Consider the following 13319-nt stretch of genomic DNA (forward strand, 5'->3'; position numbering starts at 1 on the left):
TTGACTATAGTCCTGCTTATCACCATCCTGAGTCCATGACCATTACGAGCACCCGACTCCAGTCCCTGCCCCCGGCCGAAGGCCGCCAACACGTCCAGGCATCCCCCCCGGCGATGTCCGAGGAAGGCCACCTCAGCAGCAGGCAGGTGACCTGGATGTCGGTCGCGGCCGGCGTCACTGTCGCCAATGTGTACTTCCTGCAGCCTCTCCTGCGGCCGCTGGCGGCATCGTTCGGAGTCAGTGGTTCCCGGGCCGGCCTGCTCCCGATGATCACCATGGTGGGCTACGCCCTGGGGCTCCTGGCCGTGGTGCCCGTCCTGGAGCTGACCGGACTGCGGCGTCTGATGCGATGGCTCACCGTGGGACGCCTGGTCGCACTGCTGCTCGCGGCCACCGCCCTCGACTACGGCGTATTTGCTGCTGCTTCGGTACTGCTCGGAGCGACCAGTGTCCTCGCGCAGGTATTGATGCCTGCGGCCGCCGCGCTGTCCGCTCCGGGCACGACCGGACGGACCACGGCCCGTATCACGGCAGGACTCTTCGGAGGGATCGTCGGCGCGCGGGTGCTGGCCGGTGCGATGGCCGATGTCATGGGCTGGCGAAGCGTCTACCTCTTGGCCCTCGCGCTGACGGTGGTGGTGCACTGGGCGCTTCGCGGCCTCCCGGAACCTCCCGCTGCGGGCCGGATGAGCTACCGGTCGCTCCTGGCCTCGCTGGTCCCCCTGCTGCGGAGTGAGAAAGGACTGCGCCGGGCTGCCACCGCCGCGGCTCTGGGCTTCGCGGCCTTCAACGTCTTCTGGACATCGGTGACCCTCTACGTCACTGGACCGGCCCATCACTGGAGCACGGCAGCGGCAGGCCTGCTCGGTCTGGTGGGGGTGGTGGGCACCGGGACGGTCCTCGTCGTCGGCCGTCATCTCGACCGTGGGTGGTACCGTCCGCTCGCGGTGGGCGCCGCAGCCGTCATGGTGCTCGCACTGACCGTGACGGGTTTTGGAGGATCCTCGGCGATTGCCCTCATCGGCGGTGCGTTGCTGCTCGACTCGGGCGCTCGCGTCAGCAACGTTGCAAACCAGACCCAGGCTCTGCGTCAGCGGCCGGAGGCCCGTGCGCGTCTGAACACCTTGTACATGACGGCGTACTTCGCAGCCGGGTCTGCCGGTTCAGCCGCAGGGGCGCTCCTCTTCGCTCATGCCGGCTGGACAGTCACCTCTTTGGTGGCTTCCGCCCTGGCCGCGCTCGGTGCCTTGCGAGCGTTGAGTCGTTGAACCAGCCCGGTCGCCGGTCCGGAAACCCAGCTCGCGCCGGCCTTGTCCGCCCTTCGGGAGGAGGGCGGACAAGGCCGGCGCGGGCCCGTCAGCACAAGGACTCCGGTTACGGCACCGGCCTCGTCGCCGGGGCGTCGGGAGGAGTGACGCTCCTGTGCTCCGGCACCGTGGGGCCCTCCAACGCGCCCAAAGTCAGCACGCTGCCTCGTCTTGGCATTGCCAGGGCCGCGACTGTGGCCAAAGCGACCACGGCTGCGCCCGTGATCAACGCAGGCCTCAGCCCGTCGACGAAGCTCTGCGCGGTCCCGTAGCCGCCGCGCGCCGAGAAGATGGACGACATGATCGCGATCCCGAGCGCGCCACCCACCTCTCGTAGCGCGTTGTTGGCACCGGAGGCGATGCCCTGCTCCTCCGGCCGGACACTGGACATCACGAGGTTTGCCGCAGGCGCGAAGTACAACGCCATCCCGATACCGCTGAGGATGAGAGCGGGCAACTGTGTGGCGTAGGAGGCGTCGGCAGTGGCCACCACAGCCATGCACCCGAGTCCACCGGCCTGCAGAAAGAGGCCCGCCGCAACGACCGGACGTCCGCCGAGGCGATCGGAGAGGATGCCGGCTATCGGTGCCACGACCATCGGCACGCCCGTCCAGGGCAGCATCCTGAGGCCTGCCTCCGTGGGCGAATATCCGAGGACGCCTTGCATGTACTGGCTGAGCAGGAAGATCGACCCGAACATGCCGACGAACATCAGCGTGCTGGCGGCGTTGATGCCGGAGAAGGCACGGGATCGGAACAACCTCATCGGCAGCATCGCGTTGGCCGCACGGGAACTGTAGCGGACGAAGGCGGCAAGCAACGCGCCGCCCGCGAACAGCGAAGTCAGCACCAAGGCATCGGTCCACCCGTCGGACGGCCCGCGCACCAGTCCGTAGACGATTCCGAACAGTCCGCCGCTGGCAAGCAGGGTGCCCGGAACATCGAGGCGGGCGGCAGGACCGTACGACTCCGCGAGGCGCACCCGGGCCAGGGGAAGAACGGCCAGGCCGAGCGGGACATTGATCCAGAAGATCCAGTGGTAGGAGAGGTGCTCCGTGAGGCTGCCGCCGATGAGCGGCCCTGACGCGATGGCAAGTCCGTTCACCGCGCCCCAGATGCCGAACATCATTCCTCGCTTGGCCGCCGGAACAGCGGCGCTCAGCAAAGTGAGGGTGAGCGGCATCATCACGGCCGCTCCGATCCCCTGGACCGCGCGTGCAGCGATCAAGGAGCTGATGCCCGGTGCCATCGCTGCTGCGGCTGAAGCGCCTGTGAAGACAGTGAGCCCGGCTATGAACAGCCGGCGTCGGCCGAAGCGGTCGCCCAGCGCAGCGCCGAACATCAGCAGCACCGCGAAGGTGAGTGTGTAGGCACTCACGGTCCATTCCAGATCGGACAGGGCACCGCCGAGGTCCCTACGGATGGAGGGCAGCGCGGTGGTGACGACGAGGTTGTCGAGTGCTGCCATGAATCCGGCAACGCTGGTGATGATGAGGGCCCACCACATCGAACTCCGCTGTGGCTGGTGGCCTGCCTTGTTCTGGGACATCTCTCCCTCGGAGCATCAGAGAATAGTTATCGATAACTAACTTTTCGGAAAATGAGCCGCCGAACGGAACCGCGAGTCCCTGACGTGCACAACCCCTGCGCCGGCACCCCAGCGGCGCGGGCCGCCGCGAGCACGACCAGTCGAGGAACATCGGGAAGGCGGCGCCGGACACGATCGGGCCTCGCCGCAAGTAACGTGAGAACCGTGCCGAGCGAGCCTCGCAACCCACTTAAGTTATCGCTCAATCACTAATTGAGTCAAGCTCTGTCAGCGGTGCCGTCCCATGCCTTGGGAGGTTGTTTCAGGGATGCGTAAACCCCCGGACAGTGACAACCACCCGGGGGTACACATGACATCTGGCTCAACGGCTGTGAGGCGCCGCCGTAGCGGAAAGGCTCAATTCCCGCTCTTGGCCAGGGCGTGCCGGCCGATGCTCGCCGCGTACAGCGGCGTCTCACGCCGGCAGTGGTCGCCGGAAGCGGCCTGGCGGGCGGCCGCGGCCTCTTCGAAGGTCGTGCCGTTCTTCTCGATGAACTCCATGAACTCCTGCGTGGGGTGGCTGGTGACCTGGTTGGTGTAGGTGACCGTGCCGTCACTGTTCTTCTTCACCGACAGGTCCCAGATCACCTGGACCGTCGTCCAGCCGTTCGGGGTGAGGACGTCGGATGTGGACACCATGTGGCAGTGGTGCTTCTCGGTGATCTCCGCGACGTAGTGCTGCACCACGAGGCCGGTACCGATCATTTCCACGTTGATCGACATGGGACGCCCGTCGTCGGTGGTGGTGTACCCGGCGGCCTTGTGGTCCGGCGGGGCGCAGCGCTGGTACTCCGCGTCCGGCAGGTTCAGCAGCCAATCGGCGATGTCGATGGCCTCGTAGGGCGCGTCGACCGGCGCGTGCTCCGTCGATGCCGACAGGACCAGGTCGGAGAGAACCCTCTTCGAGTCGCTCATTGCATTCTCCTTGCGAGGGCTGCGGTCGCGACCGCAGCGGTGTTGATGTTCTCTGTGGTCAGATAGTGTCGAGTGCGGTGCGCAGGGACGCGATGGCCTGGCTGATGGCTCCCTCGGCGGCGTGCGTCTCCCGCAGGGCGTTGAGCATGACGAAATCGTGGATGATGCCCTGGTAGCGGACCGCGGTGACGGGGACGCCCGCCTGGCGGAGCTTACTGGCGTACGCCTCGCCCTCGTCGCGCAGGACATCGGCCTCGCCGGTGATCACCAGGGCAGCCGGCAACCCGGCGAGTTGCTCGGTCGTGGCGCGCAGCGGGGAGGCGGTAATCTGGGCACGCTCCTCGGCGTCGGTGGTGTACTGGTCCCAGAACCACTGCATGGCGTCCCGCCGGAGGAAGTACCCGGTGGCGAACTGGTGGTACGACGGCGTGTCGAAGTTCGCGTCGGTGACGGGGTAGAACAGGACCTGGAACTTCAGCGGCACGTCCCCGCGTTCCTTGGCCATCAGCGTCAGCGCCGCCGTCATGTTGCCGCCGACGGAGTCACCGGCGACCGCCATCCGGGCAGCGTCGAGGTCCTTCGTCGCGCCGTGTTCGACGACCCATCGGGCGACGGCGTAGTTCTGTTCGATGGCGACGGGGTAGCGCGCCTCGGGAGACAGGTCGTACTCCGGGAAGACGACGGCTGCGCCGACGCCGACAGCCAGCTCCCGCACCAGGCGGTCGTGGGTGTGGGCGTTGCCGAACACCCAGCCGGCGCCGTGGATGTACACGATCACCGGCAACGCACCCTGGGCACCTGCGGGCCGAACGATACGCGCCCGCACGCTTCCGGTCGGCCCTCCCTGGACCGTGATCCACTCTTCGTCGACCGCAGGCTTCGCGATCTCGCTCGACTGCACCTCGTCGACGGTCTTGCGGCCCTCTTCCGGCCCCAGGTCGAACAGGTAAGGGGGGTTGGCGGTCGCCTCCGCGAACGCGGCGGCAGCCGGTTCCAGGACCGGGGTGGCCGGGTGGGTGGGAGTCTCAGGCATGATGCGTCTCCATTCAGCACGCGGAGGGTCCGGGTGACCACCCTCCGATGCCCCCAGTCTTGTCGGCGAGTGTGCACGCGGCTGTAAAGCAGACTCCAAACCCCTCACGGGCCGACCTGAGAGGAGGCGTGGGGAAAACCCCACGGTTGCGCTGATCCCCGGGACGACGACCGACATCACGCCGCGGCCGGCGCCACCCCCGCGGATCAATCCGCCAGAGTGAGAGGTCCCCAATCCACATGCGTTGCCTCCTCCCCTCGCGCCACCAAGAGGTACGTCTCAGCAAGCCAACCAGCCACCAGGCCGGCATGCACGGTGAAGAGCGCGGTATGAGGGAATCTTCCCAACTCCAACCATACAAGCTCTCGCTCCGAACTGCTGATCTCCGGCCATACGGTGACATCCCCCTCACCGGCAGGGCGGGACAGACCCTCGGCCAGCAATTCCCTGGAAAATACCCACCGCACCGGATGATCGCCGTCCGAGTTCAGAATCAAAGACACGGCAAAAGGATCCCGTACGCTGTACGAGAGTTCACACTTGATCAACACCGGTAGCCGCCTGTCGACCCAGTAAGTGATCTCGAGAATGAGATGCCCTCTCCTCACGATTTTCATATCCACTCGGCTTGCTTCAACTTCGGTCCTCTACCGAGCCTGCTCCGGTCCCCCTCGGAGGGACTGGAACCTTTACCCACTCGTCCCCCCTCCAGCATCCGCTTCGCATCGTTTGCTTTCCATACGTCATCTGACGGTGGGCCCAGCCCCCGCTGGAGCAAGCGGACGCGCGCCACAGTCGCCGGCGGCCCGGGCCGGTCGCTCGTCTGGTACCGCCTCTCCCGGCGCCCTCAGCGCGAGGGGCACCGGGCTGGTCAGTCCTTGGAACCGAATCGCACCGAAGTGATCAGCTTGATGTCATACGCCCTGGTGAGGAAGACTTGCGCTGTGATAGAGCACGTTGCGCCTCCCGAGACCCTTGTCGGACGCCTGGAGGAGACATCCTGTCTCCGGGATTTTGTCCGCCAGGTCACTGTGAACGGTGGCGCGCTGATATTGTCCGGGGACCCGGGAGTCGGGAAATCCGCCCTCCTGGAAGCAGCTGCCCGGTTTGCACGTGCATCAGCCGTGACCATCCTCCGCGTGACCGGAGCTGAATTCGAGGCGCGCGTAAGTTTCGCAGCACTCAACCAAGCGCTCCTGCCACTGGCGGACAGGTTTTCCGAACTGGGAGAGGAACACGCCAGGACCCTCAAGGTGGCCCTCGGCCTCGAATCCGGTCCCGCGCCGGACCGACTACTGCTCGGGAGTGCCGTGACCATGCTGCTGAAAAATGAGGCGGCCCGCAGACCACTGCTGCTGATTGTCGATGACCTCCCGTGGCTCGACCGGGCAACTGCTGGAATCCTGTGCTTGATCGGGCGTCGGCTCGGCGGCACCAGGGCCGGCCTGCTTGCGGCATATCGCACCGGTGAGGCAGGCTATCTCGACGCTTCCGGGCTACCGCAGAAAGGCATCGGCGCCTTGAGCGACGATGCCTCGGCGCGACTTCTGTCCGACCGCTTTCCCCATCTGGGCGCTGCGGTGCGGGCGCGGGTGCTGGCCACTGCCCAGGGAAACCCTCTTGCCCTGCTGGAGTTGCCCCAGGCTCTGCACTCCGAGGTACGGGGCTCCTCACGTCCCCTCCCCCGGTTTCTCCCGCTGGGTGAGCGCCTGCAACGGCTCTACGCCTCTCAGGTACGCGCTCTGCCGACGCCCACCAGGACGCTGCTTCTGGCAGCTGCCCTGGAAAGCACCTGTGAACTTCGCCTGCTGCAGGCGGCCGCGAGCGCCGGCTACAACCTGGACGATCTCGCGCCGGCCGAGAGACAGAAGCTCGTATGGGTGGACGCCGACTCACAACGCGTCACCTTCCGCCATCCCCTTCTGCGTGCGGCCGTGGTCGCGGAGTCGACCTCCGACGAGCGCCGGCGTGTCCACCGGGCGCTGTCCGTCGCCCTCGCCGCTGATCTCGAACGCCGGGCTTGGCACCTGGGCGAGGCCACGGTGGAGCCCGATGAGGAGGTCGCGGCCCTCTTGGAGGCGGCAGCGCGCCGTGTTGCCAGTCGCGGGGATTACGAGGCGGCGATCTCGCTGCTCTGCCGCGCGGCCGACCTCAGCCCCTCGGCCGACGACCGCAGGCGACGCATGGCGGAGGCCGCCTTCATGGGGGCAGAGGGCATGGCGCCGGGCCGGAACGCGGCGGAACTGCTGGAAGGAGCCCGTCAAGCGGGCCGGCCGGCGCGGGTGTCCCTCCACTACGCTTCTGCCGCGGCTCTGCTCGTGCTCGGCGCCGACGGTCAACTCGACACCGCCCACGGACTCATGGCCGGGGCAATCCGCGCCTACGAACGGCCCGCGGACGGGGACGACCAGGAGCTGCGCCACGCGCTGCGCACACTTGCCGGGCTGTGCTACATGGGTCAGCGAAGCGACTTGTGGCCCGCCCTGCACGAAGGGATCGCCAAACTCGCGTCCGGTCCCCCGGAGCTGCTCTCGGTGTGTCTGGGAATGGCGGCAGACCCGGTACGGACCGGCGTCGCCATGCTGCCCCGGCTGGAGCGGGCGCTGGCCTCTGTCCACCGGGAAACCGATCCCGTGGCCGTACAGACCCTCGCATCGAGCGCAACGTTCGCGGACCGCATCGGTGATGTGCGCGAGCCGCTCTTGCGCATCGTCCAGGCAGGACGTGCCGGAGGGTCGGGCAGAAACCGGATCGGGGCCCTGATGCATCTTTGCATCGACAACTTCCATCGGGGCCAGTGGGCCGAGGCGGCGGAACTCGCCGCAGAGGGGCTGTCCGTCTGCGAGGAATTCGGCGCCTCCTCGCTCAGTTGGTGCTTCCATTATCACCAGGCGTTGCAGGCAGCCGTGCATGGAAGGTTCGAGGCAAGCAGGGCGCTGGCCGGCCAGGTGATCAGCTGGAGCGGACCGCGTGGCATAAGCATGGCCTGGACCTACGCCCATCATGCTCTCGTACTGGCCGCTGCCGGACAGAGCGACTTCGAGAACACTTATAGGTATGCCACGGTGATCAGTCCGGCGGGCACTCTCACCCCTTATGTGCCGCAAGGCCTGTGGGTAGCCCTCGACCTTGTGGAGTCCGCTGTGCGCACCGGGCGGACGGCCGAAGCGGAGCGGCACGCCGGCATGCTGCAGGAGACAGGCGTAGCCGCGCTGTCGCCTCGGCTTGCGCTCGTGGTGGCGGCCTGCGCGGCCCTGGTCGCAAAGGATGACGACGCTGTCGAGGCATTCGACCGGGCGCTGGGTCTGCCCAGGGTGCAGGAATGGCCGTTCGACGCAGCCCGGGTCCGTCTCCTGTACGGTGAGCGCCTCCGCCGTATCCGAGCCGCCGGCGAGGCCCGGGCCCAGCTCGAACCGGCGCTCGCCATCTTCGAAGAGCTCGATGCTGCCCCATGGGCCGCTCGCGCCGAGCGTGAACTGAGAGCGGCAGGCCGCATGCGGCGCAACAGGTCCAGCACCCCGGGATCGGCAGGCCTGACTCCTCAGGAGATGGAGATCGCGCGGCTCGCGGCCTCCGGAATGACGAACAAGCAGATAGCAGAGCAGTTGTTCCTGTCGCCGCGAACAGTGAGCACCCACCTTTACCAGATCTTCCCGAAGCTGGGTATCACCAAGCGTGCGGCCCTGCGCGACGCCATCGGCAGCGATACGTGACAGGGCCGGTGTGGAGCTGTGATCAAGGCTGTGATTCGAGGTGTCGGAACCAGAGGAGGACGGCGCATGATTCGAGTCCGTCCTGGTAGCTTTCAGGTTGTTTGTCGCAGCGGACGGCGAGGCCGCGCCAGCCCTTGGTCTCGTTGATGGTGCGTTCGACACTGTTGCGGAGTTTGTACAACTGCTTGCCGCAGGTGACGGGCCGTCCGCCGCCGCGGTTCCTGCGGTGGGCGACCTGATCCTTCTTCTCGGGGATGACCACTTTGATCCCACGGTTGCGCAGGCGGGAGCGTTTCTTGCGGGACGAGTAGCCTTGTCGCCGGCGACCGCGCCGGGTCGGGTACGGGGCCGGGCGACCGGGCGGGGACGCGGATCTTGTTCAGGACCGGGATGAACTGCAGACTGTCTCCCGCCCGCTTCGCGGTGATCTTGAGCCAGAGGGGCAGGCATTGCGGCACGCTGGACAGATGCGTCTTGGTGATCGGTCCCCAGCGGGAACGTCCCAGGTCAGCGGCGGCGAGCCGCGCCCTGCGCAGGCCACAGCCCGTCGGTGCATCGGCCCTACGAGTTCGACCTCGGTAACGGACCACTACCCTTCCGCGAACCGCTGCCATGTCCGGTCCAGGGAGATCCGCCTCAGGCCAGCGAGGGAAATGGGCGGCGCCGCACGGGTAGCTGGGACGCCATAGCCAGGGGCGTTGACCTCGGAGACGAACACACGCAGACCATTCGGCCGCAGCATGTCAGCAGTCCATTCCACCGCGCCCGCACCGCCGTGGGTCGAAGGCCCCGCTCCGGTGGTGACCAGGGTTCCATCCGACAGAGCTTCCGCGTGGCCGAACACGGGCACCAAAGCGGGATCGTGCACCTTCCACTGCTGCACATTTACCGCCAGGAGACTTCTGCCGTGCCCGTCGTCCACAGTAAGATGCCCGAATCCAGGCGATCCGCCGCGATCCGCAATCCGGAAATCCCGCAGCAGCGGAGTGAGCGCCGCTGTGATGCTCGCAGCCATGATGGTCGGCTGTTTGTCTCCACCACCTGATGGTTGCGTGTCCGTGGCCGCTGACGACGAGCCGGTCTCCGATTCGGGAAGGACATTCATCAGCGGCTTCCAGGCGGCCGATGCCGCGATGCGTCCCAAGGCATGCAGGGACAAAGGCGGCGCGTCCGCCATGGTGTCCGCCCCCCCGGGCGCCGGAACGCTGCTCTCGCTGACGACCACTTGCGTGCCGCTCGGGGCGGTCACCTGCGCCGCCCACTGGCGAGCCCCTGACGGTCTGTCCTGCCGCAAAGGGGCGGCGTCGAGATTGAGTCGAGAACCGTCGGACAGAACCGTACTCGTGCAGCGGTCATAGGGACGGTAGGCCGAGTCCGGGCACTGAGCGAAGAGGTCGGGCACCGGAACGGATAGACGGACGATTGCGACGGACACCCGTGCAACTGCGCGCCCGCCATCGAAGATCAACTCTGCCGAAGGCGACGAGGGGAGCCGCCCCTGAACGGGCCCGACCCCCTTACCGTGCGCGCCGGAGATCTTCCCCGGTGGCAGAAGCGACCGCAAAGTCCGCACCATTGTCGCGCCCGACGGACCGTGCCCACGGGCGCCGCCCGGTGTGGTGCAGCCAGTGAGCACGACGAACGCCGCTGCCAGCCCCGCTCCGATTCGCCTGGCCATGCCCCTGCACCCGGTTGTGGCTCCGGTCATACAAACTCCCAGATTTGAAACCGCACTCCGGGGCGGAGGGGCGGTCCTTCGCCCCACCGCCCCGGAGGGTGCTACTTCAAGGTCGTGCGAGGCGATTGTTCAGCAACTTCCGAGCAGGGCCGGCCGGAACGAGCTGAGGGCGTCGTTCCAGAAGGGGTTGGGAATGCTCAGATCCGGGTAATACCGGTTTCCCGAGGTGTCGCTGGGGGACATGAAACTTGCCCCGCTGTAGTTCGCGTCCACGTAGAAGCAGAAGGACTGGAGATCGTTGTAGATGATGATCGAGGAAACCCGATCATTGAATCCTCCGAAATTCGGCGACTGTGTACCCGCGTCTGCCTGATCACCGCTGTAGTTCGCGTCCGTGTAGAACCACACGTCCGGAGACTTGATGTTGGGGTGGATCGAGTTGTCGGCCGTGGCCGCCGGCCCCTGCCTGAAGGACGACGGACCCGCCGACGGAACCGCAGCCGCCTCAGTCGCCGAGGTCACGGCGAGGAGGGCGAAAACCGCCACCGCCGTCCCCGTCGCGATACTCCTGCGAATAATCTGGGACATACCGAACCCTTCTTTGTCCGATCTTGGAAACATTTATTGCGTCCGGAATTCTTCCCCACTTCCGGCTCAACCAGCATTGTCGAGGCCAGGAAGAGCCGTCTACTAAATTCCGCACACCGGGACGGAAAGGGCAACGGCTTTGCACGATCCACCCTCATTCGCCAGCGTGCCCATGACGGACATCCGAAGCGGAGGCCACCCGGCGTCCGGCGTCCCTGCCGATACCGATTCGGCGACGGTTGCGTCCTTGGAAGTGGTCTAGGGCCTGTTCGGGGTTTGGATCTTTGTGAGGCCCGGTGGGCTGTGGCTGGTAGAACTCGGGGGTGGCGCGTTTTGACGTGACGGATGCCGAGTGGGCTGTGATCGAGCCGCTGTTGCCGGTGGCGGCCACCGGGCCGTTGCCGCGGCGGGTGCGGGAGCAGTTCAACGGGGTGCTGTGGCGGTTCCGCACCGGCAGTGGCTGGCGTGATGTCCCCGACCGGTACGGGCCCTGGTCCACGATCTACTCCCGGTTCAGCGCCTGGGCCAAGGCGGGGGTGTTCCAGGACCTGATGGACGCGTTGATCGCCGAGGCGGCCGCGCGGGGGCAGGTCGGCCTGGAACTGGTCAGCGTGGACTCCACCATCGTGCGGGCGCATCACGACTCGGCAGGCCTGGCGGTTGCCGGCGAGACCCTGGACGCTATGGAACAGGCCCTGACCGAGGAAAAGGGGGCGCCGCTCCCCGGGCAACCGCCCGTGCTGCGGGTGATCCGCCGACAGCCGACGCGGACAAAGGTGACACGCACACGCACGACCCGCAGCGGGCCGCAGCACGGCGGCGTCGCCGGGCCAGGGCGGACGCTGCCGGGCTCGGCCGGTCCCGAGGCGGGTTGAGCAGCAAGATCCATGCCGCGGTCGACGCTGCGGGGCTGCCCTTGGCCTTCGTCCTGACTCCCGGACAAGCCGGCGACAGCCCGCAGTTCCAGACCGTGGTGGACAAGATCCGCATACCCGGGCCGGTCGGCCGCCCCCGCACCCGGCCACAGGCCGTGGCCGCGGACAGGGCGTACTCCTCCAGAGCCAACCGGGCCTGCTTACGCCGGCGTCACATCACCGCGGTGATCCCGGAGAAGATCGACCAGCAGGCGAACCGGAAGAAGAAGGGCTCGGCCGGAGGACGGCCCGTCGCCTACGACAAGGAACGCTACAAACAGCGCAACACCGTCGAACGCTGCTTCCAGAAGATCAAGACCTGGCGCGGCCTGGCCACACGCTACGACAAGTCCCCCCCACAGCTACCAAGCCGGACTCCACCTCCGCGGATCGATCATGTGGCTGAAGCACCTCACCTCAACCACATGATCCAAACCCCGAACAGGCCCTAGTGTCCTGAGTCGTTAATTCGTGTGCAGTATGCGGCGAGGGTGTCGAGGATGTCGTCGGCGGTCTTCGTCCAGACGAACGGCCTTGGGTTCGTGTTCCACTCGTTGGTCCAGCCGCGGATGTCCCGTTCGAGTTCGGTGACGCTGCGGTGGGCCGAGCGGCGGAGTTTGCGGCAGGTCAGCTCGGCGAACCAGCGTTCGACGAGGTTGAGCCAGGACGCTGAGGTGGGGGTGAAGTGCAGGTGGAAGCGGGGGTGGCGGAGCAGCCACTTCTTGACCGGCTCGGTCTTGTGGGTGGCGTAGTTGTCCAGGACCAGGTGGAGTTCGAGGTGCTGGGGAACGGCGGCGTCGATGACCTTCAGGAAGCGGAGGAACTCCTGGTGGCGGTGGCGGCGGTAGTGCTGGGCGATGACCGAGCCGGAGGCTATGTCCAGGGCGGCGAACAGGCTGGTCGTGCCGTGCCGGACGTAGTCGTGCGTCATCTTCGCCGGCACGGTGGGCGCCATCGGCAGCACGGGCTGGGTCCGGTCCAGGGCCTGTATCTGTGACTTCTCGTCCACCGCCAGGACCAAGGCGTTCTCGGGCGGGGCGAGGTAGATGCCGACCACGTCGCGGACCTTGGTCACGAACTGCGGGTCGGTCGAGAGCTTCCAGGTCTCCACGATGTGCGGTTTGAGGCCGAACGCCCGCCAGATCCGAGAGACAGCCGACTGCGACATCCCCGCCGCGCCGGCCATCGAACGCGTCGACCAGTGCGAATCACCCGCTGGCGGCGACTGGCCCAAAGTCCTGGCGACCAGGGCCTCGACCTGCTCGTCCGTGATCTTCCGCGGCGCCCCCGCACGCGGCCGGTCCACCAGACCCTCCACCCGGTCCGCGACGAACCGGGACCGCCACTTGCGCACCGTCTCCCTCGAGACACCCAGGTCATCCGCGACCTGCGCGTTCGACAGACCCTCCGCACACGCCAACACGATCCTCGACCGCAGCACCAGCGCCTGAGACGCCGACTGCTTCCGCAACCAGCCCCGCAACACCCTGCGTTCGTGATCGGACAACTCCAACAGCAACGGCTTCGGACCAGGCACCGACCCACCCTACAACCGCAAGCGAACTAATGACTCGGGACACTAG

The 13319-nt window shown here is 66.9% G+C and carries 10 protein-coding genes and 1 pseudogene; 3 read left to right on the forward strand and 8 right to left on the reverse strand.

Annotated features, from left to right (window positions below):
* The first annotated feature begins 35 nt into the window (after positions 1-35).
* Positions 36-1268, forward strand: coding sequence for an MFS transporter (locus tag BLR33_RS32860; protein WP_245771828.1), 1233 nt, complete (start codon positions 36-38; stop codon positions 1266-1268).
* A gap of 106 nt (positions 1269-1374) precedes the next feature.
* Here the strand turns inward: BLR33_RS32860 and BLR33_RS32865 are convergent, their stop codons facing one another.
* The 4 genes from BLR33_RS32865 to BLR33_RS37240 form a co-directional block, all read right to left on the reverse strand.
* A complete protein-coding gene (locus BLR33_RS32865) occupies positions 1375-2856 on the reverse strand; it encodes an MFS transporter (protein ID WP_093788436.1) in 1482 nt (493 codons plus the stop codon).
* Between the two features lie 396 nt (positions 2857-3252).
* On the reverse strand, positions 3253-3810 hold the full coding sequence (locus BLR33_RS32870) for a hypothetical protein (RefSeq protein WP_093788438.1): 558 nt from the start codon (positions 3808-3810) through the stop codon (positions 3253-3255).
* 58 nt (positions 3811-3868) lie between these two features.
* The gene (locus BLR33_RS32875; RefSeq protein WP_093788440.1) at positions 3869-4843 is read right to left on the reverse strand and encodes an alpha/beta hydrolase; all 975 of its coding nucleotides are present in this window, start codon (positions 4841-4843) and stop codon (positions 3869-3871) included.
* A 206-nt stretch (positions 4844-5049) separates the two neighbouring features.
* Positions 5050-5460, reverse strand: coding sequence for an SsgA family sporulation/cell division regulator (locus BLR33_RS37240; protein ID WP_093788442.1), 411 nt, complete (start codon positions 5458-5460; stop codon positions 5050-5052).
* Between the two features lie 294 nt (positions 5461-5754).
* Here BLR33_RS37240 and BLR33_RS32885 point away from each other — a divergent pair, with 294 nt between their 5' ends.
* Positions 5755-8556 carry a helix-turn-helix transcriptional regulator gene (locus BLR33_RS32885; protein ID WP_245771832.1) on the forward strand — a complete coding sequence of 934 codons (2802 nt, stop codon included), beginning with the start codon at positions 5755-5757 and terminating at the stop codon, positions 8554-8556.
* Between the two features lie 22 nt (positions 8557-8578).
* Here BLR33_RS32885 and BLR33_RS32890 read toward each other — a convergent pair whose 3' ends face one another.
* The 3 genes from BLR33_RS32890 to BLR33_RS32895 form a co-directional block, all read right to left on the reverse strand.
* Complete coding sequence (locus BLR33_RS32890; RefSeq protein ID WP_245771829.1) at positions 8579-8818, reverse strand: hypothetical protein; 240 nt, start codon at positions 8816-8818, stop codon at positions 8579-8581.
* Positions 8819-9145: 327 nt separating this feature from the next.
* A complete protein-coding gene (locus BLR33_RS34885; RefSeq protein WP_143031803.1) occupies positions 9146-9991 on the reverse strand; it encodes a hypothetical protein in 846 nt (281 codons plus the stop codon).
* Positions 9992-10363: 372 nt separating this feature from the next.
* Positions 10364-10822: a peptidase inhibitor family I36 protein gene (locus BLR33_RS32895; protein ID WP_093788448.1), complete on the reverse strand. Its 459-nt coding sequence runs from the start codon at positions 10820-10822 to the stop codon at positions 10364-10366.
* Between the two features lie 323 nt (positions 10823-11145).
* Between BLR33_RS32895 and BLR33_RS32900 the strand changes: the two are divergent.
* Positions 11146-12165, forward strand: a pseudogene (locus BLR33_RS32900) (IS5 family transposase).
* A 19-nt stretch (positions 12166-12184) separates the two neighbouring features.
* Here BLR33_RS32900 and BLR33_RS32905 read toward each other — a convergent pair.
* Positions 12185-13273 (reverse strand): IS630 family transposase, encoded by a 1089-nt coding sequence (locus BLR33_RS32905; protein ID WP_093788450.1) that lies wholly within the window; start codon positions 13271-13273, stop codon positions 12185-12187.
* Positions 13274-13319 lie beyond the last annotated feature (46 nt).

This window comes from Actinacidiphila guanduensis (genome assembly GCF_900103985.1).
Taxonomy (GTDB): domain Bacteria; phylum Actinomycetota; class Actinomycetes; order Streptomycetales; family Streptomycetaceae; genus Actinacidiphila; species Actinacidiphila guanduensis.

What these genes read in the sequence shown, in the direction of transcription:
- BLR33_RS32860 (WP_245771828.1), top strand. Translation starts at nt 36, where the DNA reads ATGACCATTACGAGCACCCGACTCCAGTCCCTGCCCCCGGCCGAAGGC.
- BLR33_RS32865 (WP_093788436.1), bottom strand. Translation starts at nt 2,856, where the DNA reads ATGTCCCAGAACAAGGCAGGCCACCAGCCACAGCGGAGTTCGATGTGG.
- BLR33_RS37240 (WP_093788442.1), bottom strand. Translation starts at nt 5,460, where the DNA reads ATGAAAATCGTGAGGAGAGGGCATCTCATTCTCGAGATCACTTACTGG.
- BLR33_RS32870 (WP_093788438.1), bottom strand. Translation starts at nt 3,810, where the DNA reads ATGAGCGACTCGAAGAGGGTTCTCTCCGACCTGGTCCTGTCGGCATCG.
- BLR33_RS32885 (WP_245771832.1), top strand. Translation starts at nt 5,755, where the DNA reads ATGTCATACGCCCTGGTGAGGAAGACTTGCGCTGTGATAGAGCACGTT.
- BLR33_RS32875 (WP_093788440.1), bottom strand. Translation starts at nt 4,843, where the DNA reads ATGCCTGAGACTCCCACCCACCCGGCCACCCCGGTCCTGGAACCGGCT.
- BLR33_RS32895 (WP_093788448.1), bottom strand. Translation starts at nt 10,822, where the DNA reads ATGTCCCAGATTATTCGCAGGAGTATCGCGACGGGGACGGCGGTGGCG.